Source organism: Chroogloeocystis siderophila 5.2 s.c.1 (assembly GCF_001904655.1).
In the GTDB taxonomy this organism is placed as follows: domain Bacteria; phylum Cyanobacteriota; class Cyanobacteriia; order Cyanobacteriales; family Chroococcidiopsidaceae; genus Chroogloeocystis; species Chroogloeocystis siderophila.
Window position 1 is genome coordinate 99,186 of sequence record NZ_MRCC01000007.1, and the last position, 26,777, is coordinate 125,962.

Here is a 26,777-nt window from a genome sequence, read left to right on the forward strand (position 1 = left end):
AACCACTAGTCACTTTCTACAATAACTTTCGATTCCGGTAATGAGTTGATCGATCTCACTTGTTGTCGTGAAGTAGTGAACACACCCACGAATGCAATCAGGATCGAGGAGTGTCCGCGTCATCATGTTTTGTGATTCTAAGTACTGTACTAGCTGTTTATGACTACCAGGTTGTTTTTGTTTTAACTGAAAAGAAACAAGACTCGATTCGGGTGGAGTAGCGCGTAAACAGAGAATATCAGAAAGTTCGTTTAACCGTTGCCAAAGATAGTGACTCAGTTGCAGAATTTGTTCGTAGCGTTGTTTTGCGCTTCCCCATTGTTGATGCGTTGCGATCGCTGCTCTTAATCCGCAATACTGTCCAAAGGCAGAAGTGGCGACTTCATAGCGTCGTCCATCCGGTTGCCAATCTACAGGCTTACCTCGGCTATCCATCGTGATACTACGCCAGCCGATAAACGTTGGTTGCAGTGATTCCCTAGCTTCGGGACGGATATATAATCCACCCACGCCCATTGGACCACACCACCATTTATGACCTGTAAAAGCATAAAAGTCTGCTTCAAGTTCAGTTAAATTTAACGGTAATAACCCAACTGACTGCGCTGCATCGACTAAAATTTGTATTCTACTATTGTACTCGCGGCAAACTTGCGCAATTTTGTTCACAGGTAAAACCTGACCTGTATTCCAAAGAATATGACTTAAAACAACGAGTCGCGTATTTGGGGTAAGGTTTTGCGCAATCACTTCCGCAGGATCGCCGCCATTCAGAGTTGCCATAATTGGACAAAAAGAAACTTCGACATTGAAACGTCGGGAAATTTCTTGCGTTGTCGCGATGACTCCTGGGTGTTCGCAGTCGGTAAGTAAAATGCGATCGCCTGCTTGCCAATCGATACCCCATAAGGCAATGTTACAGCCCACTGTGACATCTTCGGTAATTGTTATTGTGTCAGTTGGGACATTGAGTTCTGAGGCGATCGCTTCTCGCGTTTGTCTGACCTCCTCAACTATCCAACTATTCACCTTTGTCGAAAAAGGACCATATGTTTGAATATATTCTTGTGCTTGATTAATAGCATCGATCGCCGCTTGCGGCATTGGTCCTTGACCACCATAGTTAAAATAAGCCTTATTTGCTAAAGCGGGAAATTGTTGTCGGTGTTGTTCAGTCTGAGTAGCAGAAATACTTATCATTGTTAGAAGTAGCTCGCTGTTAGTGAATAGTATGACGCGATCGCACTCATAATAAAGGAATCAGGAAACCTAAAATATCTCCTCTGACCCCTAACCTCTTAAAATTGCTAGTCTAGAGTCATGCTAATGACTGCTGAACTGCTGCTGCAATATCAACGTTGTCAAAGACGCGCTTTTTTGGATACTCATGGCGATCGCAGCCAGCGAGATTCTCCGAGTGAGTTTTTACTACGACTACAACAAGACAAATTAATTCATCAACAAAATGCTTTAGCGCAACAAAATCATCAGCAACCTGATTATTACAAAGGAAACTGGGAAGCAGGTGCGATCGCAACACTCGAACTTATGCAGCAAGGCGTTGAGCGTATTAGTCAAGGAATCTTACTCACTACCTATCTAGAAAAATATACCCTGCTCAGTCGTCCAGATTTACTGATCAAACAACCAGGAAAGTCATCTTTCGGTGATTGGGTTTATATTCCTGCGCAAATCGAATTGGGAAAGCGCCCTAAGTTAGAGTATCAAATTATCGCGGCGTACAACGCGCACGTATTAGAGCAAATTCAAGGAATTGCACCAAAAACAGCATGGTTATTTCTGCGTCGTCCAGAAGTTTATACTGTAGATGTTGCAAGATGGACATCGCAGATGCAGCGTAGTTTAGATCGCTGTCTGGAAATCTTAGAAGCAGAATTAGCACCCGAAGTTTTTATTTCGCGACAGCGATGTAGTCTTTGTCGTTGGTACAGTCAGTGTTATGCGATCGCAAAAGATCAACAACATCTCTCGCTCATTCCTGGAGTCACTCCTAATCGCTACACGCAATTACAAGCTTTAAACGTTGTTACTCTCGAATCTCTGACTCAAGTCAATCCTACACAATTAGAATCGCTACCAGGATTTGATCGCCAAGTCGCACACAAGTTAGTTTTACAAGCGCAAGCCGTATTTGAAAATCGTCCAATTTTGTTAAATACAACTTGTGAGATAGCTGTATCACCTGCACCGATAGAACTTTACTTTGATATCGAAGCCGAACCTGATCTTAATTTAGATTACTTGCTAGGAATATTAGTCATTGATCGTCAAACAGGAACCGAAACATTTCATGAATTTTTAGCCGAAACACCCGCTCAAGAAGAAACTGTTTGGCAGCAATTTTTAGATTTAGTTCACCAGTATCCGACTGCACCAATTTATCATTTTTGTGCGTATGAAGTCGATACAGTCAAACGCTTAGGTAAGCTTTATCACACTCCACGATCGCAAATTAAAACACTTCTAGCGCGGTTTGTAGATGTGTATGAGCAAGTTATCCAAACGGTTGCTTTACCAGTAGAAAATTATACTTTAAAAGCGATCGCGCGTTGGTTAGGGTTCGAGTGGCGCGATCCACAAGCAAATGGTTCGCATTGTATTTATTGGTACGATCAGTGGTTAGCTACAGGCGACCGCGCGTTATTAGATGCGATTGTCCGCTACAACGAAGACGACTGTCATGCGACACGTCATGTCAAAGATTGGTTATTAGATTTTATTGCGATCGCAGAGGTTAGAGAGCAGAGGACTAAGGCACTGCCTTGCCCATAGAGATCAGGGTTAAAACCTCCTAGAAGAGACGATGTAAGCATCCCTTCGATTGCTATAGTTAATCCTCTATTTGATCTCCAAATGATTAAAACACCCTATATGTCATTGAGCCGCAAACTATTACAGCCAATTATATTAATTTTCCTTAGTTTATTATTTGCTGTTATTTTTATTACACGGCAAACCACACCCGCAGTACCAGTCACCGCAGTTAATTTTTTAGGAGAAGCAACAATTCCTACTGGGTTTTCTTTTCAAGGTACAGAACTCGGTGGGTTATCAGGAATTACTTATGATTCTACAAAAGATGTCTATTACGCAGTGTCTGATGATCGCAGCGAAAAAGCACTAGCGCGATTTTATACATTGCAAATTAACATAAATCAGGGATTGCAACAGGGTAATGTGACACCTTTAAACGTAACGACTCTGTTAAACACAGAAAATCAACCTTTTGAAAGATATCGTATCGATGCGGAGGGAATTGCGTTAACGAATCGCGAAACGGTGTTTATTTCCTCTGAAGGTGATGCGCAAAGATTAATCAATCCGTTTATCAAAGAATTCTCCTTAACAAGTGGGAAAGAATTGCGATCACTGCCCATACCCGAACGATTTTTACCCACAGCAAGCCGCGATCGCGGTATTCGGAATAATAATGCATTTGAAAGTTTGACAGTGACACCCAATCAGCAATATCTCTATACCGCCACCGAGAATGCATTGCTGCAAGATGAACCAATAGGGCAACCTGATACGAGTTCGCCATGTCGAATTTTGCAATATGACTTACGTTCGGGCAAGCGATCGCATGAATATCTTTACATTACCGAAGCTGTACCAACACAAATCAATTTACCTCGATTTATGCGTGTTGGGCTTGTTGATTTATTCGCTGTCGATGACAATGGCAATTTTATTAGCTTAGAACGTGCATTTACAGGCTTAGGATACAGCATTCGCTTGTACGAAGTCTCCTTAACAGACGCCGATGATATAAGTGATATCGAGAGTCTACGTCAGGTTGAGATTAGCAGTATCAAACCTGTCAAAAAAAGATTGTTGCTCGACCTCAAAACCTTAAAAAACGTCACATTAGATAACATCGAAGGCGTGACTTTAGGACCCGCATTAACGGATGGGCGATCACTCCTGCTCGTCAGTGATAACAACTTTCAGCCTGCGCAGCGTACTCAATTCCTCGCCATTGAGATTAGATAAAGTTTGACAAATCTAGAAAAGTATGCGATGATAGAAATCGGTCAAAAATTGGGACTGTAGTTCAATTGGTTAGAGCACCGCCCTGTCACGGCGGAAGTTGCGGGTTCGAGCCCCGTCAGTCCCGTTCCTAGTAGATAAGACATAGGTTAGGATAATAAACCTATGCTCATAGGGTAGTAGAAGCGTTATCTGCTACACCTGTTAAACCTTACAGCTAAAATCTAAAGTTAACATGACTGTTAGAGTTCGGATCGCCCCTAGTCCTACAGGGAATCTACACATTGGAACTGCAAGAACTGCGGTATTTAACTGGTTATTTGCTCGTCATCATGGCGGTCAGTTTATTCTACGAATTGAGGATACTGATACAGAGCGATCGCGTGAAGAATACACGCAAAATATCCTCGACGGTTTAACGTGGTTAGGATTGAATTGGGACGAAGGACCAATCTTTCAGTCACACCGTTTGGATGTGTATCGCCAAAAAGTTCAAGATCTACTCGATCAAGGGCTAGCATACTACTGCTATTGTTCGGAAGAAGAACTCAACGCCATGCGCGAAGCCCAAAAAGCCCGCAATGAAGCGCCGCGTTACGATAACCGCCATCGCAATCTCACACCCGAACAACAAGCCGCGTTTGCAGCCGAAGGGCGTCGTCCAGTGATTCGTTTCAAGATAGAAGACGATCGCGAAATTGTCTGGAATGACATGGTGCGCGGACACATGAGTTGGTGCGGTAGTGACTTGGGAGGCGATATGGTAATCGCCCGTGCGGCGCAAGCTGGGGACATCGGTCAACCGTTGTATAATTTTGCCGTGGTTGTCGATGACATCGATATGCAAATTACCCATGTGATCCGCGGAGAAGACCACATTGCCAATACTGCTAAGCAAATTCTACTTTATGAAGCTTTTGGGGCAACTGTTCCAGAGTTCGCGCATACACCCCTGATTTTAAACGCAGAGGGACGCAAGCTTTCCAAACGCGACGGAGTAACATCGATTTTTGACTTTAAAGAAATGGGCTTTGTCGCCGAAGCGATGGTCAATTATATGACTTTACTCGGTTGGTCGCCGCCAGATTCAACACAGGAATTGTTTACTTTGGAAGAAGCGGCGCAGCAATTCGGTTTTGAACGCGTTAATAAAGCTGGGGCAAAATTTGACTGGGCAAAGTTAGATTGGATTAATAGTCAGTATCTGCACGCAATGCCTGCCAAGAAACTGACAGATTTATTGATACCATATTGGCAAGCTGCAGGGTATGAATTTGACCCGATCGGCGATCGCGTTTGGTTAGAAAAGATCGCCAGTGTCATTGGTCCTAGTTTAACTCGTCTCAAAGATGCGGTAGAAATGAGTTGGCTATATTTTACTAATTCGTTGACCTACAGCGACGATGCAATGCATCAATTACAGCAAGAAGGTTCTAAAGCAGTACTTGAAGGTGTTTTAGCTGCACTCAATAATAGAACGGAATTAACCGAAGCAAGTAGTCAGGAAATTATTAAACACGTTGTCAAAGAAAAGAATGTCAAGAAAGGATTGGTCATGCGATCGCTGCGTGCAGCCTTAACTGGAGATATGCAAGGTCCAGACTTAATTCAATCTTGGGTTATTTTACATCAACGCCAGTTCGATAAACCAAGATTAGAAAGTGCGATCGCAACTGTTCACTAAAACAAAGCCTGCTGCGGCGGGCTTTTTTGGAACTATCTTGGTTTTCCAGAAGTCGAATGAATGAAGGAGTAAGGTTCTGCTATTCCATCTATGACTTTGATAAATCCAGAATGCCCAACAAAGTGCTAAATTTAAGCGTAATTTTAGCGATTTCTATCGCTATTGTTGGACTCAGAATACCCAAAGTTCAAGCACAGCCAGCACCACTATTCGAGAATGTAACAATTGATCGCAATTTCTCCTCACCTTTGACGCTGAGAGGAATTAGTGGTGGTTCAGTACCAGCCCAAAAAGTAGCAGGAAGAACTGAAACTGTGAATGGACTATGTGTCGGTTTCGTCGATGCAGAACCCGATCACACTTTAGTATTAAAAGACTTTTTTGAGTATCTCCGACTTCAGATACAAAGTCCTCAAGATACTACTATTATTGTGCGCGGTTTTGGTGGTACTTGGTGTAACGATGACGCAGAAGGAAAAAATCCTGGTATCGGCGGAGAGTGGCTAGCTGGTAGCTATGATATCTGGGTAGGTTCGTTTGATCGAGATAATTATTATCCTTATATTTTGAGAATGACTAAAGAGCGCTAGTCTAAATTGTAGGTTTTTAGAAATAACCACAAAGGATAAAAAGCACGAATGCGATCGCAAATAAATTCACAGCTACACAAACTAAGTTCAAGGACTATTTGAACTTCGTTTGTGTAGCCTCGACTTCAGTCGAATGGCGTCTGTGATTCCCTCGTATATATCTAAATTTCAAATAGTTTTTGCGTAAGTCCTCATGACAACAGTTTGTTTGCATGATAAAAATGAAATTGAGACACTACTATGTCAAAATACTTTTCTCCATCTCTACAGTGTTGGAGATTTAGACAATTTTTTCTGGCGACACACAACTTGGTACGGCTTACACGAAGATACGCTGAAGCAAGTTGTTTTAATATATACAGGTTCTGATCTACCTGTACTTTTGGGTTTGACAGTAGAACCAAATTTAATGACACGTCTACTACAGTCAACCATACATCTTCTTCCAAGACGAATTATACGCATCTAAGTGGAAACTTAGCTCAAATATTTGCTGAGGATTATCAAGTACAATCCCACGGCTTGCATAACAAAATGGCTTTAACTAATAGTCAGTTTTCAACTAAGTTTGATACATCTGAAGTTGTTCAACTTACAGTAGAAGATGCAGATGAAATAGCAGAATTTTATCCCGTGAGTTATCCAGAAAACTGTTTTGATTCGCGGATGCTAGCAACTGGATATTACTACGGTATTCGATGCGGCAACACGCTTGTTAGTATCGCAGGAGTCCATGTATATTCGCCACAGTACAAAGTCGCAGCCTTAGGAAAAATTGCAACGCATCCACAATTTCGCGGACAAGGGTTGAGTAAAAAAGTTGTAGCGTGGAATATATCGGTTTAAATGTGAAAGCCGATAATGCGATCGCGATCAGGTGTTATGAAAAACTTGGTTTTGAGTGGATAGCTACTTAACTTTATGCTGACTATCAACAATTACTTTTACTTTTACTCATCGTAGTGATACAAAACTTTGAGCAGCAAGATCGCGACAGTTAACCAAAGGTTAACTTTTTTCTAACCATTTATTATAGCCTCTTAACCATAGACCAGTATTCTATCTGTAGTGAGATTTCTACGTGTTTTTAGAATCAATACACAGATAATATGCTGCGTCACAAAATGAGTATCAAACTTGGTCACTTGCAAGCAAATGTGACAACTCGAAAAGCGATCACCTCTCTTTTCGTAGCGGGTGCAACAATTGGTTTGTCAATACCCGCAGTGCGTTCTCAAAATCCAACGACAATCCGAGTTGATGGTTCTAGTACAGTTTTCCCCATTACTGAAGCTGTAGCCGAAGACTTTCAAAAACAAAACGGCGGGAGAACGCGAGTCACAGTTGGTATTTCTGGTACTGGAGGTGGCTTTAAAAAGTTCTGTCGTGGCGAAACCGAAATTTCTAACGCTTCTCGACCAATTAAAGCTGAAGAAATGGCAGCTTGTAAGAGCGCTGGGATTCAATACATCGAAATTCCCGTAGCTTACGACGCTTTAACAGTCGTTGTCAATCCTAGAAACAACTGGGTAAACAGCATGACTGTCGCCGAGTTGAAGCGCATTTGGGAACCAGCTGCCCAAGGTAAGATTACGAATTGGAGTCAAGTACGTAAAGGATTTCCCAATTCTCCAATGAAATTGTATGGTCCTGGCGCAGATTCAGGAACTTTTGAATACTTTACTGAAGCGGTAGTAGGTAAAGCAAAGTCTAGCCGCACAGACTACACAGCTAGTGAAGATGATAACGTCCTTGTACAAGGAGTCAGCCGCGATCGCGGTGCTTTAGGTTATTTTGGTTATGCGTACTACGAAGCCAACAAAAATCGCTTAAAAGCCTTAGCAATTGATAATGGTAACGGTAAACCTGTGTTACCTTCTAGAGCAGCAGTAGAAAACGGTACATACCAACCTTTATCGCGTCCTTTATTTATTTACGTAAACGCTAAAGCAGCAGGTAGAGAGGATGTAAAACAATTCATCAACTACTACATCAGCAATGCGCCTAAATTAGTGAGTGAAGTTGGTTATGTAGCTTTACCCGCCCGTGCTTACACTTTAGCAAGTAACCATTTCCGACAAAATAAAGTAGGAACGGTCTTCGGAGGCAAAGAAGCTGTTGGACTGCGTATTGAAGAATTATTACAGCGTGAAGCTAGACTGTAAATAATAGTTATAAAACTCGCGATTAGTAGTTAGCATAAAGCTGATTTCTAATCGCTCAACCATAAAATTTTTCTTCAGTCCACGTACGTGGACTTGATTTTTAAGCCGCGAATTCATTCGCCAGGCGCATAAGATGTACTTACATTATGGTAGAAAGGCAACTACAAATTACAATAAAACCCTCATCATCAAGATTACTGCGGAATATTCAGGAGAAAGCAATTGAAATTTTATTATTTCTCGCTGCTTGTTCTTCCGTAGCAACAACGATTGCCATTATTGGAATTTTGGTGTATGAATCAATAACTTTTTTTAGAGAGGTTTCTTTAATAAACTTTCTCACAGATACACAATGGTCGCCGCTATTTGATGATGCGCATTATGGAATTTTACCACTACTTTCGGGTACGTTAGTAACGACTACTGTGGCTTTGTCAGTCGCAGTACCTTTAGGAACTATAGCAGCAATTTATTTAAGTGAATTTGCACCTTTTCGATTTCGTGAATTGATTAAACCGTGTTTAGAGTTATTAGCTGGTATTCCGACAGTAGTTTATGGTTATTTTGCGCTTTTATTTGTAACACCTTTATTACAAAACTTTTTATGGGATCTTCCTGGATTTAATATGTTAAGTGCTGGCATTGTGATGGGAATTATGATTATTCCCTATGTCAGTTCAGTTAGTGAAGATGCGATGCGATCTGTCCCTGTGCAACTACGCGAAGGTTCGTACGCAATGGGTGCGACGCGCTTACAAACAGCGTTAAAAGTTGTCTTTCCCGCAGCCATTTCAGGAATTACAGCAGCTTATATTTTGGGAATTTCGCGTGCAGTTGGTGAAACAATGATTGTGGCGATCGCTGCTGGTTTACAACCGACTCTCACCTGGAATCCGATGAATGAAGCTGCAACAATTACCGCCTATATTGTCTCAGTTAGTCTAGGCGATTTACCTCATGGTAGTTTAGAGTACCAAACAATCTTTGCTGCTGGGCTAACGCTGGTATTAATGACTTTAGTTCTTAATATTTTTGGTTATTTTCTCAGCAGACGTTATCGCGAAAAATACTAATTATGCAGCAAGACTTACAACAAATTAAAACAATTATTGCCCGTAATAAACTTTGGCAAGGTTTGTTTGCTGTCGTTGGCTTGTTGTCTATATTAGTAGGAATTGTAACACTTATTACATTGATTCTAGATTTATTTATTGATGGCTTACCTCGTTTATCGTGGCAATTTTTAATATCTTTTCCTAGCCGGAAGCCCGAAGAAGCAGGAATTTTAGCTGCTTGGGTAGGAACAATTCTTGTGATGATTGTCACTGCGATCGCCTCCATACCTGTGGGAATTGCTTCGGGAATTTATTTAGAAGAATATGCTGGGAAAAATTGGTTAACAGGGTTAATCGAAATCAATGTAACTAACCTAGCAGGTGTTCCTTCAATTATTTACGGACTTTTAGCATTGGGTTTATTTGTCTATCAATTCAATTTAGGTGAAAGTGTTCTTACTGCGGGATTAACTCTTGCGTTACTTGTTTTACCAATCGTTATTGTTACGACACGCGAAGCATTACGCGCAATTCCTAACAGTATCCGCGAAGCAGCTTACGCAATGGGTGCAAGTAAATGGCAAACAATTTGTGATCATGTGTTACCCTACTCAATTGGTAGTATTCTTACTGGTGTTATCATTGGTTTATCACGTGCAGTTGGTGAGACTGCACCTTTAATTACAATCGGGGCGCTAACGTTTATTGCTTTTTTACCCGATCCACCCATCAAAGCAGAATTTCCTTACATTTCTTTCAGTTGGTTACAAGCGCCCTTTACAGTAATGCCAATTCAAATGTTTAATTGGGTATCGCGTCCTGAACCAGATTTTCAAATTAATGCTGCTGCTGCTGGTGTCGTATTAATCTGTATGACATTAGGAATGAATGCTTTGGCAATTTATCTCCGCTATCGTATCCGTAAGCAAATCAAATGGTAGAAGCAACATCCATTAAAACTAAAGCTAAAGTTAACAACCTGAACTTTTACTATGGCACAGTACAGGCGTTGAAAAATATCAGTTTGCTTGTACCAGAAAATAAAGTAACAGCTTTAATTGGACCTTCAGGGTGTGGTAAAACTACCTTACTACGCTGTTTTAATCGGATGCACGATCTTTATCCTGGTAATCGTTACGAAGGGGAAATTATACTCGATTCTGAACGAATAAATATTTTAAGTCGTCGCATCGATCCCATTGAAATCCGAATGCGGATTAGTATGGTGTTTCAAAAGCCAAATCCCTTCCCAAAATCAATTTATGAAAATGTAGCGTATGGATTGCGCGTGCGAGGCGAATCGCGACGCAATATCATCGATGAAAAAGTAGAACAAGCTTTACACAATGCTGCGCTTTGGGATGAAGTGAAAGATCGCTTGTACGATTTAGCTTTCAATCTTTCTGGCGGACAACAGCAGCGGTTGTGTATTGCACGCGCCTTAGCAACAAACCCCGAAATAATTCTTTTTGATGAACCTACATCAGCACTCGATCCAATCTCTACAAGTAGCATTGAAGCATTAATTACTCGATTAAAAGAACAAGTAACAATCTTAATTGTGACGCACAATATGCAGCAAGCTGCGCGCATTTCAGATTACACAGCTTTTATGTATCTTGGTGAAATTATCGAGTTTGAACACACAAAGCAAATGTTTACACATCCTAATAAGAAACAAACTGAGGATTATATTCGCGGTAGATTTGGGTAGGAGAGTAGTTAATATTTGGTAGCTAGAAAATGAGGGATATCCAGGTATTTTGTAAGTAATATGAATCAGTCTAGTTTACTAGGGAAAAAACTACCCCCCATAATACATTTTTTATATCGACCCATGCTGTTTATTTCTTTGACTTTGCATGGAATAGTTTTGATGCTACCAATACCACATTCAACAAAACCGCAAGTTGAACAAAAACCACAACAAGAAAAATTAGAAATTACCCAGTTACTCGCACCACCGAAGAAACCTTCTCCTCAACCATCTGTACAAAAAACACCTTTACAGCGTCAGCAAGTTGCACAGCCAACCCCTAAAATTACACCAAAGCAGGTAAAATCGCCAATAATATCACAGCCAAAACCATCTCCCAGTATTTCTCCAACACCTCAAGCAACAATAAGTCCTACACCTACACCCCTTGCATCACCAACTCCAGAACCAACGCCTGAATCAACAATAGAAGCATCTCCTAACGTTTCAGATGATAATGTTACAGAATTTCAAAATCTTTTCGGAGAAGTTTCAGGAGAAGTGCCGGAAGAATTGGGAGTTGATCCAAGTTATTTTGCACAGCCAGAATTATTTTTTACACCAGAAAGTTTAGCGACAGATGAACCGCAACAAAAACAGGAGATTGCGCGGATTAAATGGATTTCACTCAAAACACCCGAACAAGTCTTTACTGAAATTGAACAACAGCTAAAAAGTAGTGGAATGGAAGTTTCCTCGCAAGGCGAATACGGCGGGGGAAATATTTATAAGCTACAAAAAGGCAATTTTGTCAAGTATTTAAACTTAGTCCCTACAGCAACAAGTATCGGGACAATGATTGTTGTATGGAATAGCGATCCGAATGCTAATCAATAGCTAAAGAAACGCGATCGCCTCCGACATCACGCATCTCTCCTAATAGTTGCACAACCAATTCATAAGGTAATTTGCTATCCGGTTGCAGTAAAACAGAACCTTGAGGATTTTGCTGAAGATAAACTCGCATTTGTTGTAAGAGTTGTTGTTTAGTTACTTGTTGTTGATCGAGTAAAATTTGTTTTTCCTTGAATTCTACAAGTAGTGGTGGTGCGTTTTCTAGTGATATAGTATTATCTTGTGCAGGTAGCTGAATATTAACGCCTTGTTCGTTTGTCAATGTCATAGAAACTAAGACAAAAAAAGCCAAAGTTGCCATCATTACGTTCAACATTGGCGTTAAATCAATTGTAGGTATTACACTACGTTGTTGATGTTTAAATCGCATAGTATTAATTTCTTTCGATAGCTAAAGAGACGCGATCGCCTCCGACATCCCGCATTTTTCTTAACACTTGAACCACTTGTTTATACTGGAGTTTTTTATCAGCTTTCAGTATTACTAATGCTTGAGGACTTTGCTCTAAATATAATTTTATTTTCGGCTCTAGTGCTGTTATAGTAATAGACTTATCGTCAATTATAATCTCTCCACGTTGATTTAAACCGACAATTAGAGGTTCTAGCAGAGAACTTTGTTCGCGTACACCATTACCTACTGCTGGTAAACTTACATTAGCGATTCTTCTACCTGATAATGTCATTGAAGTGATGATGAAAAACGTGAGAACAGACATCAACACATCCATCATCGGTATTAAATTAACTTCCGGTATCTGCGAGGAATGCCTTTGCTGATTTCTAAACAAAATAAATCACCAGTTACCAGTTACCAATTACTCATTACCCTGAGTACTATTTTGTCCAATCGAACTGAACATCGGTTCATACCAAGTTTGGCGATAGATGAGTTCTAATTCACTACCCACATCTGAAAAGTAATCAATTTGTTGAGATTGTAACGTCACGAAAACTCGGAAAAAAATTAACGCAATAATTGCCACAATCATTCCCGTAGCAGTAGTAATTAAGGCTTCACCAATACCCGCAGCTGCGCGTGTAGCTTCCGCAGTTGTTCCACCGCCACCAATATTTAAATTATTAAACGTACCAATTAAACCTGTAACTGTGCCTAATAATCCTAATAAAGGCGCAAGCGCTACGACAGTTTCTAATAATTTATCACCTTTACGCATTTGCGTAAATTCTTTATCTCCCGCCGCTTCCATTGCCAAACGAAAAGTTTCAGGAGTAGGCTGCGTTAACTTTAAAGGCGCAAATAAAAAACGACCAATTGGTAAAAATTGAGCTTTTTGAGCTATATTCGCAGCTTTCATCAAATCAAAACGTGCTGCTGCTAACACATCATGAACAATTCGATCTTCTTTACTGAGTAATTGAAACCAAAACCAAGCACGTTCCAAAGCACAAGCAAACGTTAAAATAGAAAGCCCTAACAAGGGCAACATCACCGGACCACCTGCAATTAAGGTGTCATATACTCTAGCCATGTTTATTTTCTCTGGCTCTTGAAATCGCTGTGTATGTAGATACCTGTTCTACTTAAATACACTGTTAAAGTTAAGAGAGGATTATCAAATCAACAAAACAAGTCATGCTTGATTCGAGTCTTGTCGTATTCATCGGTACTGCCATTACAATGGCAGTACCTTTGATTGTGAAGCCTGATCCAGGAATGCTATATGTAACTGCACGTACTCTAAAACAAGGACAACGCGTTGGTGCAATTTCTGCAATTGGATTAAGTGTAGGAATTCTTGTTCATGTATTAACCGCAGCCGCTGGACTTTCCGCGCTTTTGATGACATCAACAGTAGCGTAAAACATTGTTAAATATGTAGGTGCGGGGTATCTAATTTACTTAGGAATTCAAACACTTTTAGAGCGCGATCGCAATCCCACCGTCACAATTCCACAAACAATAACGCTATCAAACACCTTCTCGCAAGGATTACTCACCAATATTTTCAACCCCGAAGGTGATGCAGCACTACAAACAATCACATTAGAAATGCTATTTGTTATCCTCTCAATTCTTTGGCTTACTGTCGTTGTTCTATTCCTCAATAAAGCTGGTACTTGGCTACAAACGTGGTTGCGCAATTCCGGTATAGCTAAAGTCCAAAAATGGCTAGCAGGCTCAATTCTCATCTTCATTAGACTCCGCCTCGCCATAGCCGAACAAGAATAACCTTATCTGGAATTTGAAAAATCAAAAGCGCACAAAATCAAAGTTCCCGCACCGATTAGGCTTTTTGGCACAGCCGTAAGGTATCCATTCCGACGGTTGGTACGCAAGGACATTTTCACTAAATAAAAACTGCCTATCTTTTGTTGTAACTTCAGTATAGTGCGATCTGTCCGTTTCGCATAGTGCAGCTTTTAAACTGACACAACGAAAAGAAGATCAATTTGTATTCAATTAGCAATATGTGTTATCTTAGTTAAACTAGATTCTGCTGCGGGCATAGTTTAGTGGTAAAACCATAGCCTTCCAAGCTATTGATGCGAGTTCGATTCTCGCTGCCCGCTTAAAATTTAAACTACCGACAAACCCACTTCCATAATGGATGAGTCGCACCTTGTTGACGAATGCGATGCACTTGTTGTTCTAAACGGCGCTTTTCCTGCGAAGGTATTCCCCAGAGGATATTGCGACTTTGCCATATTAAGACACCTAAAGTCATCCCAATACAGATTGCTAAACCCAAAGTTGATATTGGGTTGTAGTACAAGCCATAGCGCACTGCTACCCAGGTGAAATACTGTCGCCACAAAGCAATTTCTTCGCGTAACCCCCACAAGCTCAACAAACCAATCGTTAGCCACAATATACCTACAAACAACCATCTACCGTAGACAGTTAGCTGATATAGCTTCTCAACCTGCTGTTTTAAAGTTGTGTCGTGATAAATTTCAGATTGATTGTAATAGCGTGGCTGATCGGGTTGAGCCATAGTGAGGGTAGGATTTCTAAGGATCTTCCGGTGAGGAATTAATCACAGATGCACCTTGTGTTGCCAAACGTTGACCACTACGTTCGCGCCACCAAGCAAGGAGGGTACTCGCGATGAAGATGCTGGAGTAAGCACCACAAATGAAACCGATAATCAATGCTAAGGCAAAGTTTTTTAAAGTTTCTCCACCAAATAGAAAAATAGAAAACAACGCGAGTAATGTTGTTAATGTCGTGTTAATTGATCTTGTGAGCGTTTGATTGACAGCATCATCGACAATATCACTAATCGGACGGTCAGGACTTGTTTTTAATATTTCCCGAATTCGGTCATAAATTACCACAGTATCGTTAACCGAAAAACCCGTGATGGTGAGTAAAGCAACAATAAATAAACTGTCTACCTCAACACCCCACACTAAGCCTAAAATGGCAAAAACGCCTGCCGTTGTCAACACATCATGCAGGAGCGCGATAATTCCAAATACGGCAAAATCCAACTGAAACCGCAGACTAATATAGATGATAATGCCGACAAAGGAGACAATTAACGCCAACAAGCCAGAAGTTAACAACTGGCGACCGATTGTTGGACCTACGGTGTCGATCTGCGTCGATTGCGGATCGAATGCACCAATTTGTTGACTTAATGCATCTTGCAACTGTGTGCGTTGCTCGACGTTTAAGGTACTCGTGCGAATCGAGATTCCTTGTTGTTCTTGCCCCAAAATCTGAATGCTGCTGTTAGAAAGTCCTTGCGCGGCGAGAACTTCGCGCACCGCAGTAATATCTATCGGTTGAGCGCAATTATTTGGTTGACTGCAATCGCGTTCGAGTTGTAATCGCGTACCGCCAATAAAATCTAAACTAGGACGCAATGGCGCGCCAATTTGCTGCCAAGAAATCAGCATTGCCACTAACCCAGCAATAATTGCGGCGGTAGAAATTGTCCACCATAGTTTTCGCGATTGGTTAATACTCAGTTTCATCGTGTCACCTCTGCCCTCCGAACTGCTGGTAGGTTTGGGCAGTACAATTCTGGTTTACGCAACGAAGGCAAGCTAATGGCAATAAACATCAGCGTACGACTACAAGTAATTGCTGTAAACATACTCACTGCGATACCAAGCGCCAAAGTTAAGGCAAAACCACGTACTAAACCTGCTCCTAACCAGAACAATGCTGCGCAAGCAATCCAGGTTGTTACATTGCTATCTAAAATACTGGAAAAAGCGCGGTAAAATCCTGATTCAACTGAACGATACAGCGACTTACCAGCACGAAGTTCCTCGCGCGTTCGCTCAAAAATCAGGACGTTAGCGTCAACTGCCATACCAATACTAAGAATAAAACCCGCAATGCCAGGCAATGTCAAGGTAACACCAAGTAAGGCAAAACTCGCCCAGGTGAGTAAAGCATAAACGACAAGTGATAGATTGGCGATTAAACCAGGAAGGCGATAGTAGATGACCATGAAGATCAATACAAGAATCAAACCACCAATACCAGCATAGATACTGCGTTGAATGCTGTCTCTTCCTAAGGTGGCACCTACAGTCCGATTCTCGACAATTTCAACAGGGACAGGTAACGCACCACCACGTAATTGAATTGCTAAATCGTTCGCTTCTTGGGCGGTAAAGCGTCCTGTAATTACGGCTGATCCTCCAGTGATTCCGGTTTGCGCAAATTCAGGACCTACTGTAGGAGCGCTAATTAATTCGTTATCAAGAAAAATACCGATACTGCGTCCTGTTCCCGCAAGATTGCGCGTCAATTGCGCAAAAAGTTCAGCACCAGGTGCATCGAAGCGAATCCCAACTTCCCAGTTGTTGGCGACCTGCGTGGGTTGACCAAACGCATCTTCGAGGTTTCTGCCTGTCAGGGGAGGATTCGTGCTTTCAAATAACTGCGCGATCGCTGTATTACTACGGTCAATCGCTTCCTGATTTTGCTGAATTTCTGCGGTGTTACCTGTCGTACGTAACTCTTGCTGTTTTGCTAGCAGTGCCAATCGCACTTGCTGTTCGGCAAATAATTGGGCTTCGGTGCCAGGTCGTTGCGTGCGAAACTCTAACTGGGCAGTACCGCCAAGCACGCGCTCAGCTTGCTCTGGATCGCTTACTCCAGGTAGTTGAACGAGAATTTGGTCTTGCCCGACTGTTTGCACAACGGGTTCCGAAACACCCAAACCATTAATTCGATTTTCTATTACCCTCTGAACGGCTTCTAGTTCGCGGTCAGTAATTTGTGGAATTTCCGCTGTTGGTTGGACTTGAATTGTTAATTGCGAACCACCTTGGAGGTCTAGCCCCAAGGAAATCGGAATTCTGGCGATCGCCACGATCGCAGCGATTACCAAAACGACGATCAAAGCCAATAGCGATCGCTGTCTTTGCATACTCTAAACCCGCCTGCAACAATGTAAATGCGTTCTAAACGCGCAACGCCACCATTTTCTCGACTGCTTCGATAATTTGCTCAGGCTGCACAATTGTCAATCGTTCTAATGTTCCATTGTAAGGTGTCGGAATATCTTGTGAAGACAAGCGCAGCACGGGTGCATCGAGTTCATCGAAAAGGCGATCGTTAATTGAAGCAATGAGTTCTGCCCCAATTCCTCCAGTACGCATACACTCTTCCACAATAATGACACGATGCGTTTTGCGAATCGACTCGCCAATCGTCTCAAAATCGAGAGGCTTGAGCGAAATTAAATCGATCACCTCAGGGTCAAAGCCATTTTTTTCTAAAGTTTTGACCGCTTGCATCACGTGATGCCGCATTCGCGAGTACGTCAAAATTGTCACGTCCTTGCCTTGGCGGACAACTTCGGCTTTATCTAAAGGCAATAAATATTCAGTTTCTGGTAAATCTTCTTTTAAGTTGTACAGCAGTACGTGTTCAAAAAATAGTACTGGATTCTCGTCACGAATCGCTGACTTGAGTAATCCTTTGGCGTTATAAGGAGTAGAACAGGCGACAATCTTTAACCCTGGAACTGCCTGAAAATAAGCTTCTAGCCGTTGCGAGTGTTCGGCACCGAGTTGCCTACCCACGCCACCAGGACCGCGAATCACCATCGGAATTTTGAAGTTACCGCCTGAGGTATAGCGTAGCATTCCAGCATTATTCGCAATTTGGTTAAAAGCAAGTAGTAAAAACCCCATGTTCATGCCTTCAACAATCGGGCGCAATCCGGTCATTGCCGCACCTACAGCGAGTCCGGTAAAACTATTTTCGGCAATTGGTGTGTCGAGTAGCCGCAGTTCACCGTACTTCTTATAAAGGTCTTTGGTAACTTTGTACGAACCGCCGTAGTGTCCGACGTCTTCACCGAGAACAAATACGGTGGCATCACGTGCCATTTCTTCATCAATGGCGGCACGCAGCGCGTTAAAAAAGAGTGTTTCTGCCATGAACGCAAGGTGGATGAGTTTAATCGGTTAGTCTATAATATTAACCCTTTTTAAGAGGGGTCAGAGGTCAGGGGAACTTCTTTGATGTTTTGGTTGTTAAGGTTGCGTGCTGTTTTGAAACTAAGAAAAGACGCGGTTGAAACCGCCACTAAATAAACAGAACCTGTCTTCACAGATTTTTACAGCCTTGATCTTCTTTAGTCCATGTAGGTGGACTTTGTTTTTAAGCCGCGAATTCATTCGCTAGGCGTTACAGATTTCAGACCACAATAGATTTATAAGCTAAATTAAAAGCAAAAATTTTATACTAAATCATGCTCAAACACGATGTTGTTATAGTTGGTGGCGGATTAGCCGGATGTCGCGCCGCAGTAGAAATTGCCCGCACTGATCCAAAACTAGATATTGCGGTTGTTGCCAAGACGCACCCAATTCGATCGCACTCGGTCGCCGCGCAAGGGGGAATTGCTGCAACGCTCAAAAACGTCGATGCTAGTGACACTTGGGAAGCCCATGCATTTGATACGGTTAAAGGTTCCGACTACCTCGCCGATCAAGATGCGGTGGAATTGCTAGCGCGAGAAGCACCGGATGTGGTGATCGATCTGGAACACATGGGGGTGTTATTTTCCCGTTTACCTGATGGGCGGATTGCGCAACGTGCGTTTGGGGGACACTCACATAACCGCACTTGCTACGCAGCCGATAAAACTGGTCATGCAATTTTACACGAACTCGTCAATAATTTACGGCGGTATGGCGTCCAGATTTACGATGAGTGGTACGTTCTGCGCTTGATTTTAGAAGATGGTCAAGTTAAAGGTATTGTGACGTACAACATTCGCGATGGACATTTAGAGGTTGTCCGCGCTAAGGCAGTGATGTTTGCAACAGGTGGTTATGGTCGCGTTTATAATACTACCTCGAATGATTATGCTTCCACAGGTGATGGGTTGGCAATGACCGCAATGGCGGGATTGCCGTTGGAAGATATGGAGTTTGTGCAATTTCACCCCACAGGTTTGTATCCAGTCGGCGTTTTGATTTCCGAAGCTGTGCGCGGTGAAGGTGCGTATTTAATTAATAGCGAAGGCGATCGCTTTATGGCGAATTATGCACCAAGTCGCATGGAATTAGCACCACGCGATATCACATCGCGCGCGATCGCTCTTGAAATTCGTGCAAGTCGCGGTATTCATCCTGATGGTAGTGCAGGAGGACCATTTGTCTATCTCGATTTGCGTCATATGGGACAAGAAAAAATCATGAGTCGCGTTCCCTTTTGTTGGGAAGAAGCCCACCGCTTAGTGGGAATTGACGCAGTACATCAACCGATTCCGGTACGCCCGACGGTGCATTATTCGATGGGAGGAATTCCGGTAAATACCGATGGACAAGTCCGCAGTAGTGGTGACAATTTAGTTGAGGGTTTCTTCGCGGCGGGTGAGTGTGCGTGCGTCTCGGTGCATGGCGCAAATCGTCTAGGAAGCAATTCACTACTTGAATGTGTCGTTTACGGGCGGAGAACAGGGGCGGCGATCGCTCAATATGTGCAAAATCGCAAGTTACCCATAATCGACGAGCAACGTTACATCACAGAAGCCCAGCGTCGCCTACAAGCCTTACTCGAACAACCAGGAAAGTATCGCATCAACCAAGTTCGTACCGCATTTCAAGACTGCATGACGCAGCATTGTGGCGTCTTTCGTACCGCAGAAATTATGCAAGAAGGTTTACAACAAATCCAACAATTGCAACTACAATATCCAGATATTTATTTAGACGATAAAAGTACGTGTTGGAATACAGAAATTATTGAAGCATTAGAACTTCAAAGTTTATTTGTTGTCGGACAAGTCATTCTCGCCTCAGCATTGAATCGCCAAGAAAGTCGTGGCGCCCATTACCGTGAAGATTACTCTGATCGCAATGATACTGAGTTTCTCAAACACACAATGGCTTACTATTCACCTGCAGGAATTGACCTACAATATCGTCCTGTAACAATTACGATGTTTGAACCACAAGAAAGAAAGTATTAATCGGTAATGGACAGTTTATAGTTGACAGTTGACAAAGTCTTCTTACACTCTCTTCACTGTCAACTGTTGTTCTGGTGATTTAGCCGGAGATGATATCATTTATTTACTACATCAAAATTGATAGCGAATTTCTCATTTAACAACTTGTTCGTTAAAATTATCGCGCCCGATTGCGGTTTCGTAATCAATCAAACCTAAGGCATTTTCCGAAAAGACTATCTGTGCGCCAATGCCTAATTTGACGTAAGCGCGATCGCGATTGCCTACACGAGTGCGCAGCGGAATTCCTGGCTGGGTAACAAATTCCGTTACAATTTCTCGATTATTATCAGCTAATTCGCGTTCGTAACTGGCACGGAGATGCGGAATAACCGTACCAGCATCAGTATTAAAAGCAACAGATGCTTGGGCGCCAACACTTAGCACAAACGATTCGGCATGTTGGTCATTAACCCTCATATTCAAGCTACCAGCATTGTTTTCAGTGTAGCTGTCAATATTAATGCGAGCGTATCTCAAACCAAGTGTCGGTTCATAGGCAACATTTCCTGAACGAATCACGTAACCGCTATTGAGAACTGCTGAAAATTGATTGCTATTCGTATCCACCGTAGCAGTACGGTTATAAAAATTCGTTCGGCGCGCGATATCAAAGTTATTATTGCCGTAGCTGAGAACCGCGTCGGTATAAAAGTTGTTTTGGACAAAGTTGCTATAAACTGAAACAGCATAGCCATCAACGTTGATGTCGCCCAAGTTGTTACTTAAATTAGTGTCATTATCGACATAACCTAACGCAACACCAAGCGCCAGATTATTTGTAACGCGGTAGTCTACACCTGCCGTGATATGAGTGTTGATAAAGTCGTAGCCAAGTTCGTTACTTGTTGTATTGCGATCGCCAAAGTTAACATTGCCATTCAGGAATACACCTAAACGCCCGTCAGTAGAAGTTTGAACTCCACGCAGCGCTGATAAGCGTGCATCGATATGCTGTACGTGCCTTTTGGCAATATTCAAAGCAATATCAGTTTGGGGAATAATTGCTTGCGGTGCAGTAATGACAGCTGCCACATATTCACTAATAATACGATGACTTTGCGCTGAAGGATGAATTCCATCCCAGAATAAGAATTGATCGGGGTTAGTGCAGTTTGGGTTCCCTAAGCATGAATCAGTAACATTTGTCAAGCCATAAGTTGCCGGCTCAGCCGTTACCTCACTCAATAGCGCATTGACATCGAGTGGAATAATATTGACGTCACGATTTGCCGCTAATCCTTGCAACGCAGTTCTTAAATTAGCATTATGGCTATTGGTTAACGCTGTTAGTGCTGTTGCAGTTGGTAAAACACTTCTTGGGGAGTATTACCCAAATCAGGTAAGTTAGGCACGATTAAATTACGCGCCCCAGCACCGATGAGCGTTGTAAGTGCATTAGACAGATTGTTGACTACCGCTTGGGTATCAGTTGTCCGTAGTTCTGGTGGCAAAATGATATAATCATTTGCGCCTGCCCACAACACACACAATGCATCAGTACCCATCACAATCAATCTTGTTGATGCGCAAACTGATATGCTCCTAGCATCGATAATGCGATCGCACACCCTAGTAAAATTGGGATGCTATACCACGGAAACTGCGACAGCGGTAAGTAAGCAGCAGCACGTAATCCTGTACTTGTATAGGTAAGAGGTAAAAGATAAACAATCACTTTTAAGGCGGCGGGTAAGCTAGCAGGATCAAAAAAGGTTGCGCCTAAAAAAGACATCGGAATAATTAAAAAATTGTTATATAGTCCAACACTTTCAAGTGATCGCACATTTAATCCGACAAGAACTCCTAACCCTGCAAAGACAGCACAATTAAGTACAAGCAACAGCAGAAATAACGGGTTAAGGAAACTCCAAATTTTCCCAGTAAATAGAATAGCGATAAGAATCACTGAACCGGACGTCATCAATCCGCGCACAATACCTGCCAGCATTTTACCGATATGCAACGCCAGCGGATGAACCGGAACAAGCAGCATTTCTTCAAACGTTTTGGTAAACAAGCGATCCCCACAAATGGAAAACGTCGTACCTCCAAAACTAATCGTCATGGACGACAATGCCACCATTCCTGGCAGAATAAACTCTAAATAACTATTACCAATCGCTGGCTGCGGTAAGGAGCTACCCAAACCGAGTCCGAAAGCTAAAATATAAATCAGTGGTGACACTAGCCCAGAGGCTGCTATTTGGGCAATGCGTACGCGCAACTTCAACCAATCACCCCAAAACACCGTGAGGCTATCCGTGATGAGCGATCGCCATTGAGAAGACTGATTCGTTTTACCGAGTTGTAGTGAGCTTTGAGAATTCACTGTTGTTGAGAAATCAAGTTGTGTTAATTAATTTACATCTAATGTAAAAACAGTGCATCTCGCGCACACGATCCAAGCACCCCACTTGCCCTAAACTATTGCGAGAATAAGATCGTCCTACTATTTATCTAGTAACTGGCATAACCAAGCAAAAATGAAACGTAAATATACTAGAACTCCTGAAACTAAATCTCCTGGCTTTGTATCAACAGCATTTAATTTGACCTCAATGTTTGTGTTAGCAGGGGTTTTCATTTTAGGAATTGGCATTGGCATTGCCTTCAGTTCCACGACAACACTCAGCCCTTCCAACGTAGCCTCTAGGGAATTTATCGACCAAAGCGCCCCCAATCCTCAACTGTGCGTTCAATTTGGCGCTAGCGCGATGGTAATGGACACGCGTTTATTCGTATCGCTCAACCCCTTTAATGTTTACGTAGCGCAGCCGAGTTTACGCCCTGGATGCGTATTGCGTACCAACAACTGGGCAATTTTAGAGCAGCGTAACCTTGTTTCATCGCAGCAAGTACGCGATTGTAAGAACCGGATGAATACGTTTGCTTTTACAGGCGACTTAGGTAGTTCACCTGAAATTAACTGCGTTTATCAAAACGATTCGGCTAAAAACTTCTATCTCAATCAACCTGGTACAGTTGCACCACAAGAGTCGCAAAGATTTTAATAAGTGGTGGGTAGAAGTAAATGTAATGAGAAGGTTGGTCATTGGTAAGAATATGGAACAATTACTCATTACCCATTACCCGACCTCAACAAGTACGATATCGCTCATCTAAGTTGCTAATCACTTCCCGGTTTTATGAGATCTTGAGTTAAGCGAATTTGGACAATTTTGCCTGGTTCTATCGTTGTCGCGTTAGCAGCAGCGACTTTATCAGCGGCGTCAAGAATACCTGATTCAGCCGCTAAAGGCAAATTTTGACCTTGAAGCGCGATCGCCTGCGCCACAAAGCGACTACCACGAGTATCGGTTTCAAATTCTCCAATGATCGTAGTACCGGCGGGGGCGATTAAATTATCGATAACAACACTTTGAGCATTCAGATTGCGATCTCGAACATCTTCTGCGAGAACCATTTTTGCTGGTTGGGGAACGCCTGCTTTGAGAAGTAACGGTGATTCACCAGCGTAGCGAAGGTTAAGCCTTGTACCTGCGAGTAATAGGACATCGGGTGACTGTCTGCTCAACATCGCCGTATTGGGTAAAGCCGTATTAGGAAGTGGTGCAGGACTCGCAGGAACAACGATAACAGGTGCTGTAACATTACTAGAGGGAGTTGGCGACGGCGTTGGAATTGGCGGTGTAACGCTTGGCGCAGTTGTAGGTAACGGTTGCCCAAAATCAATAATTAGTTCGTTGGGTGCAGAACTCGCGGTAGGCGATGGTTGTAACGGTGGTACGCTTACAACGGGTTGTTGGGGGCTAGGAAGCGTTGCGGGCGGTAGTGTAGTAGGAAGTGACGTTTGACGCGCAATTTGGGGACGTAATACCCAGCGATCGCCACTATCCGCTTGCGGTGTTGTTCGTTGCAGTTGCACCATTTGCCCTGTATTTAAAATAGTATCGGGCGCAAGTTCTAAAACAATTCGAGTGACATTTTTATCAAACTGCGAAACGCGAACTTGACGAACTGCCCCAGTATAATCTTGTTGTGTCGCGACTTTTCCTAACTGCGTGTTCGGTAAATCAAGAACAATCCGTAACGGCTGATCGAGCAAAAAGTAATTAGGTGTTGTTTTTGCTTCTAGCGTAATTTCTAACTGATTTGCCGCAGGATCGAAGCGCCAACTTGATAAAGTTGCAGCAGGAGATGCAGGCTTTGTACCACTTTCTACAGCGACTATTGTCACTAACCCCATCAACGGTATCAAACCGAATCGACTTCCCAAACGCTCGTTACCCAAATATCTCCTATTCATTATTCCGAGTTGGCTAGCTTGTCACTTTTGGATTGTAGAGGCAATCTCAGCCGCAAAACCTTAAATCTCTTTAACGAAAGAAGTTTTATCTTTTGTTACCAAAAAGCATTTAGCTAATTCAGCAGTTACCTACTTGAATGCTATTTTGTCAATCTGAGTGTCGCGATCGCATTCATGTAGCGTAATTTTGTCGCAGGCGATCGCTCAGCATGACATTAACTGCGTAAGTTCTACAGATATTTCATAGTAGCAAACAAGGATATCTTCAACAAAGTTGTGTTCTAAGTAGGTAGTAAGTCGAAGAAACTACTTAGGCTTTCAACTATCGCCCTCTTACTCTGGCAACCCTTACGTTTAAACTCCTACTTCTTTTGTCGTCAACAAGGGCTAATCTTCAAACTAACACACTTTTGTAAAGGAAACCACCTCTATAAAATGTTCAAACCCGCACTCGAACATCATTTGTACTGAGGAAACAAAAATCCGTGGTAACAACAAGTACAACAGCTAAGTAGCTTTGCCAAAATTGGCATACGTAACAACTACTTGCTAGAAGAAAAGTCAATGTCCCGTTTCCTTCAAAGTATTAAAACTGTTTTTGCTCTCGCTTCTATTCTAACTACTTTTATTTATACAGCCTCAGCTAACGCAAGCCAGTGCCAAGGACTAAGTGGAACACAATGTTATGTTATAAAGTTATCTTGGCTAGTGTAGGAGCAGTAGATAGATATGTTCCCCATTTCGGCTCTGAAATCGCATTACTCAACTTTGCTAGAACAATTGGTAATAACACTTGCTCAGCAATGATTGATGCGAATATGACCGTTGAAAGTGCTTCTGAGTCAGCAAAGGGGCAATACCGCTCTCAACTGATGAATAAAGGTATGAGTAGACTGGAAGCTGAACACTTGACTTCTGCTGCTGTACTTGCTGGTACTGAGGTCGATTGCCCTACACACGTTAATCGTGCTCTGGATGGAACTCGCATTATAGACCTGAGATGGCAAAAATCAACTTCTAAATTTTTGTAGATTAGGCCATTTATTTGCTGTTCTAATTTAAAGTTTTCAGATCGTCCATCTTGTATTAGCAATTGCTTCATTAGGTGTAAAGCTCCTTAATTAATCTCCTAGCCTGGCTAAGAAGTTTCCAAATCACTCAAGCTTGCAGCAATTTTATTCATAAGGAATTAATCATCACTTTTACTTAACTTATCGGCAATTCGCGTCGTTTCTGGTAAGCGGTATTTTGGCGTACATTGCAAAACATAATCAATTGCTGTTGGTAAACTTACGCGATGACCACTCGAAATATACACTGGCTTTGTACCTACACGCGTTCGTAATGCTGCCCCAATCGTTTCTTTACGATGGATTATCGGTTGCCAACTGCCTTTGACATTCGGTACTTCTTGATGTTTACCAACCAACAAAGATTTCGCAACGCCAATCGTTGGCATATCTAAAATTAACCCTAAATGCGAGGCAATCCCTAAACGACGTGGATGTGCAATTCCTTGACCATCGCAGAGAATTAAATCTGGTGTAGTATTAATTTTTTCCAAGGCATCGAGTAAAGCAGGAATTTCACGAAACGATAGCAATCCTGGTATGTAAGGAAACGATGTCGGGCGACGCGCGATCGCATACTCTTGCAATTGCAACGCTGGAAAACTTAACACAGCTACAGCCGCACGACTAATTGTTCCAGCCGATTCAAATCCCATATCTACCCCAGCAACATACCGCACTGGCTGCGGAATTTGATCTACCGTAATCACTTCTTTTGTCAACTTTTCTTGCAGCGCGATCGCCTCTTCGACTGTGAGTACCCAAGAATGATGTTGGCGAATTTTCATTAAACTTTTTGAGTTTTTCCTAAATAGCAGCGATACTAATTGTAGTGAACATTAACGGAAAATAAGTTCAGCTT

The 26,777-nt window shown here is 42.3% G+C and carries 29 protein-coding genes and 2 tRNA genes; 18 read left to right on the forward strand and 13 right to left on the reverse strand.

Features of this window, described 5'->3' with window-relative positions; translation table 11 throughout:
- Positions 1 to 9: 9 nt before the first annotated feature.
- The gene (locus tag NIES1031_RS09935) at positions 10 to 1,200 is read right to left on the reverse strand and encodes an aminotransferase class V-fold PLP-dependent enzyme (RefSeq protein WP_178378097.1); all 1,191 of its coding nucleotides are present in this window, start codon (positions 1,198 to 1,200) and stop codon (positions 10 to 12) included.
- A gap of 126 nt (positions 1,201 to 1,326) precedes the next feature.
- On the opposite strand from NIES1031_RS09935, the gene NIES1031_RS09940 reads away from it, so the two are divergent.
- From NIES1031_RS09940 to NIES1031_RS09990, 12 genes are all read left to right on the forward strand, one after another.
- On the forward strand, positions 1,327 to 2,793 hold the full coding sequence (locus NIES1031_RS09940) for a TM0106 family RecB-like putative nuclease (protein WP_084544301.1): 1,467 nt from the start codon (positions 1,327 to 1,329) through the stop codon (positions 2,791 to 2,793).
- An 81-nt stretch (positions 2,794 to 2,874) separates the two neighbouring features.
- The gene (locus NIES1031_RS09945) at positions 2,875 to 4,014 is read left to right on the forward strand and encodes an esterase-like activity of phytase family protein (protein WP_236738786.1); all 1,140 of its coding nucleotides are present in this window, start codon (positions 2,875 to 2,877) and stop codon (positions 4,012 to 4,014) included.
- Between the two features lie 50 nt (positions 4,015 to 4,064).
- A tRNA-Asp gene (locus NIES1031_RS09950) sits at positions 4,065 to 4,138 on the forward strand.
- Positions 4,139 to 4,246: 108 nt separating this feature from the next.
- Positions 4,247 to 5,695: a glutamate--tRNA ligase gene (gene gltX, locus NIES1031_RS09955; RefSeq protein ID WP_073549251.1), complete on the forward strand. Its 1,449-nt coding sequence runs from the start codon at positions 4,247 to 4,249 to the stop codon at positions 5,693 to 5,695.
- 110 nt (positions 5,696 to 5,805) lie between these two features.
- Positions 5,806 to 6,285, forward strand: a complete 480-nt coding sequence (locus NIES1031_RS09960) for a hypothetical protein (protein ID WP_073549252.1) — start codon at positions 5,806 to 5,808, stop codon at positions 6,283 to 6,285.
- A 193-nt stretch (positions 6,286 to 6,478) separates the two neighbouring features.
- Positions 6,479 to 6,754 (forward strand): hypothetical protein, encoded by a 276-nt coding sequence (locus tag NIES1031_RS24845; RefSeq protein ID WP_218596734.1) that lies wholly within the window; start codon positions 6,479 to 6,481, stop codon positions 6,752 to 6,754.
- Positions 6,755 to 6,819: 65 nt separating this feature from the next.
- Positions 6,820 to 7,131, forward strand: a complete 312-nt coding sequence (locus NIES1031_RS24850) for a GNAT family N-acetyltransferase (protein WP_218596735.1) — start codon at positions 6,820 to 6,822, stop codon at positions 7,129 to 7,131.
- Positions 7,132 to 7,409: 278 nt separating this feature from the next.
- A complete protein-coding gene (locus NIES1031_RS09970; RefSeq protein ID WP_143167754.1) occupies positions 7,410 to 8,450 on the forward strand; it encodes a phosphate ABC transporter substrate-binding protein PstS family protein in 1,041 nt (346 codons plus the stop codon).
- Positions 8,451 to 8,596: 146 nt separating this feature from the next.
- Positions 8,597 to 9,523: a phosphate ABC transporter permease subunit PstC gene (pstC, locus tag NIES1031_RS09975; protein ID WP_143167741.1), complete on the forward strand. Its 927-nt coding sequence runs from the start codon at positions 8,597 to 8,599 to the stop codon at positions 9,521 to 9,523.
- A gap of 2 nt (positions 9,524 to 9,525) precedes the next feature.
- Positions 9,526 to 10,446 carry a phosphate ABC transporter permease PstA gene (gene pstA / locus NIES1031_RS09980; RefSeq protein ID WP_073549254.1) on the forward strand — a complete coding sequence of 307 codons (921 nt, stop codon included), beginning with the start codon at positions 9,526 to 9,528 and terminating at the stop codon, positions 10,444 to 10,446.
- On the forward strand, positions 10,440 to 11,219 hold the full coding sequence (pstB, locus tag NIES1031_RS09985; RefSeq protein ID WP_073549255.1) for a phosphate ABC transporter ATP-binding protein PstB: 780 nt from the start codon (positions 10,440 to 10,442) through the stop codon (positions 11,217 to 11,219). The genes pstA and pstB overlap by 7 nt, the downstream gene beginning before the upstream one ends.
- A 123-nt stretch (positions 11,220 to 11,342) precedes the next feature.
- Positions 11,343 to 12,098 (forward strand): hypothetical protein, encoded by a 756-nt coding sequence (locus tag NIES1031_RS09990; protein WP_143167743.1) that lies wholly within the window; start codon positions 11,343 to 11,345, stop codon positions 12,096 to 12,098.
- On the opposite strand, the gene NIES1031_RS09995 is transcribed toward NIES1031_RS09990, so the two are convergent.
- The 3 genes from NIES1031_RS09995 to NIES1031_RS10005 are packed head-to-tail and all read right to left on the reverse strand — an operon-like array spanning position 12,088 to position 13,609.
- Positions 12,088 to 12,486, reverse strand: coding sequence for an ExbD/TolR family protein (locus NIES1031_RS09995; RefSeq protein WP_073549257.1), 399 nt, complete (start codon positions 12,484 to 12,486; stop codon positions 12,088 to 12,090). The genes NIES1031_RS09990 and NIES1031_RS09995 overlap by 11 nt on opposite strands.
- Before the next feature lie 4 nt (positions 12,487 to 12,490).
- Positions 12,491 to 12,907 carry an ExbD/TolR family protein gene (locus NIES1031_RS10000; protein ID WP_084544302.1) on the reverse strand — a complete coding sequence of 139 codons (417 nt, stop codon included), beginning with the start codon at positions 12,905 to 12,907 and terminating at the stop codon, positions 12,491 to 12,493.
- A 27-nt stretch (positions 12,908 to 12,934) separates the two neighbouring features.
- A complete protein-coding gene (locus NIES1031_RS10005) occupies positions 12,935 to 13,609 on the reverse strand; it encodes a MotA/TolQ/ExbB proton channel family protein (RefSeq protein ID WP_073549259.1) in 675 nt (224 codons plus the stop codon).
- Positions 13,610 to 13,713: 104 nt separating this feature from the next.
- On the opposite strand from NIES1031_RS10005, the gene NIES1031_RS10010 reads away from it, so the two are divergent.
- The 3 genes from NIES1031_RS10010 to NIES1031_RS10020 all read left to right on the forward strand — a co-directional run bounded on the left by NIES1031_RS10010 (position 13,714) and on the right by NIES1031_RS10020 (position 14,651).
- Entirely contained in the window at positions 13,714 to 13,941 is a 228-nt protein-coding gene (locus NIES1031_RS10010) for a hypothetical protein (protein ID WP_073549260.1), read from the forward strand.
- A 45-nt stretch (positions 13,942 to 13,986) separates the two neighbouring features.
- Positions 13,987 to 14,310 (forward strand): hypothetical protein, encoded by a 324-nt coding sequence (locus tag NIES1031_RS26345; RefSeq protein ID WP_407919493.1) that lies wholly within the window; start codon positions 13,987 to 13,989, stop codon positions 14,308 to 14,310.
- 270 nt (positions 14,311 to 14,580) lie between these two features.
- Positions 14,581 to 14,651, forward strand: a tRNA-Gly gene (locus tag NIES1031_RS10020).
- An 11-nt stretch (positions 14,652 to 14,662) separates the two neighbouring features.
- On the opposite strand, the gene NIES1031_RS10025 is transcribed toward NIES1031_RS10020, so the two are convergent.
- From NIES1031_RS10025 to NIES1031_RS10040, 4 genes are read right to left on the reverse strand one after another with little or no spacing between them, the layout of a single operon-like run.
- The gene (locus NIES1031_RS10025; RefSeq protein ID WP_178378098.1) at positions 14,663 to 15,076 is read right to left on the reverse strand and encodes a hypothetical protein; all 414 of its coding nucleotides are present in this window, start codon (positions 15,074 to 15,076) and stop codon (positions 14,663 to 14,665) included.
- Positions 15,077 to 15,092: 16 nt separating this feature from the next.
- The gene (secF, locus tag NIES1031_RS10030; protein ID WP_073549262.1) at positions 15,093 to 16,064 is read right to left on the reverse strand and encodes a protein translocase subunit SecF; all 972 of its coding nucleotides are present in this window, start codon (positions 16,062 to 16,064) and stop codon (positions 15,093 to 15,095) included.
- Positions 16,061 to 17,476, reverse strand: coding sequence for a protein translocase subunit SecD (secD, locus tag NIES1031_RS10035; RefSeq protein ID WP_073549263.1), 1,416 nt, complete (start codon positions 17,474 to 17,476; stop codon positions 16,061 to 16,063). The genes secF and secD overlap by 4 nt, the downstream gene beginning before the upstream one ends.
- A 34-nt stretch (positions 17,477 to 17,510) precedes the next feature.
- On the reverse strand, positions 17,511 to 18,494 hold the full coding sequence (locus NIES1031_RS10040; protein WP_073549264.1) for an alpha-ketoacid dehydrogenase subunit beta: 984 nt from the start codon (positions 18,492 to 18,494) through the stop codon (positions 17,511 to 17,513).
- 314 nt (positions 18,495 to 18,808) lie between these two features.
- Here NIES1031_RS10040 and NIES1031_RS10045 point away from each other — a divergent pair, with 314 nt between their 5' ends.
- Positions 18,809 to 20,536 (forward strand): succinate dehydrogenase/fumarate reductase flavoprotein subunit, encoded by a 1,728-nt coding sequence (locus NIES1031_RS10045; RefSeq protein WP_073549265.1) that lies wholly within the window; start codon positions 18,809 to 18,811, stop codon positions 20,534 to 20,536.
- Between the two features lie 132 nt (positions 20,537 to 20,668).
- On the opposite strand, the gene NIES1031_RS10050 is transcribed toward NIES1031_RS10045, so the two are convergent.
- Genes NIES1031_RS10050 through NIES1031_RS10060 form a run of 3 tightly spaced genes read right to left on the reverse strand, consistent with a single transcriptional unit; the run spans position 20,669 to position 22,844 of the window.
- Positions 20,669 to 21,823 (reverse strand): autotransporter domain-containing protein, encoded by a 1,155-nt coding sequence (locus tag NIES1031_RS10050; RefSeq protein ID WP_073549266.1) that lies wholly within the window; start codon positions 21,821 to 21,823, stop codon positions 20,669 to 20,671.
- Positions 21,824 to 21,864: 41 nt separating this feature from the next.
- Complete coding sequence (locus NIES1031_RS25990) at positions 21,865 to 22,083, reverse strand: SGNH/GDSL hydrolase family protein (RefSeq protein ID WP_073549267.1); 219 nt, start codon at positions 22,081 to 22,083, stop codon at positions 21,865 to 21,867.
- Between the two features lie 5 nt (positions 22,084 to 22,088).
- Positions 22,089 to 22,844 (reverse strand): ABC transporter permease, encoded by a 756-nt coding sequence (locus NIES1031_RS10060; RefSeq protein ID WP_407919494.1) that lies wholly within the window; start codon positions 22,842 to 22,844, stop codon positions 22,089 to 22,091.
- A 217-nt stretch (positions 22,845 to 23,061) separates the two neighbouring features.
- Here NIES1031_RS10060 and NIES1031_RS10065 point away from each other — a divergent pair, with 217 nt between their 5' ends.
- On the forward strand, positions 23,062 to 23,589 hold the full coding sequence (locus NIES1031_RS10065; RefSeq protein ID WP_073549269.1) for a DUF3172 domain-containing protein: 528 nt from the start codon (positions 23,062 to 23,064) through the stop codon (positions 23,587 to 23,589).
- 116 nt (positions 23,590 to 23,705) lie between these two features.
- Here the strand turns inward: NIES1031_RS10065 and NIES1031_RS10070 are convergent, their stop codons facing one another.
- Positions 23,706 to 24,845: an AMIN domain-containing protein gene (locus tag NIES1031_RS10070; protein WP_084544303.1), complete on the reverse strand. Its 1,140-nt coding sequence runs from the start codon at positions 24,843 to 24,845 to the stop codon at positions 23,706 to 23,708.
- 680 nt (positions 24,846 to 25,525) lie between these two features.
- Between NIES1031_RS10070 and NIES1031_RS10075 the strand changes: the two genes are divergently transcribed.
- Complete coding sequence (locus NIES1031_RS10075) at positions 25,526 to 25,876, forward strand: hypothetical protein (protein WP_073549271.1); 351 nt, start codon at positions 25,526 to 25,528, stop codon at positions 25,874 to 25,876.
- Positions 25,877 to 26,034: 158 nt separating this feature from the next.
- On the opposite strand, the gene nfi is transcribed toward NIES1031_RS10075, so the two are convergent.
- Positions 26,035 to 26,703 carry a deoxyribonuclease V gene (nfi, locus tag NIES1031_RS10080; RefSeq protein ID WP_073549272.1) on the reverse strand — a complete coding sequence of 223 codons (669 nt, stop codon included), beginning with the start codon at positions 26,701 to 26,703 and terminating at the stop codon, positions 26,035 to 26,037.
- Positions 26,704 to 26,777 lie beyond the last annotated feature (74 nt).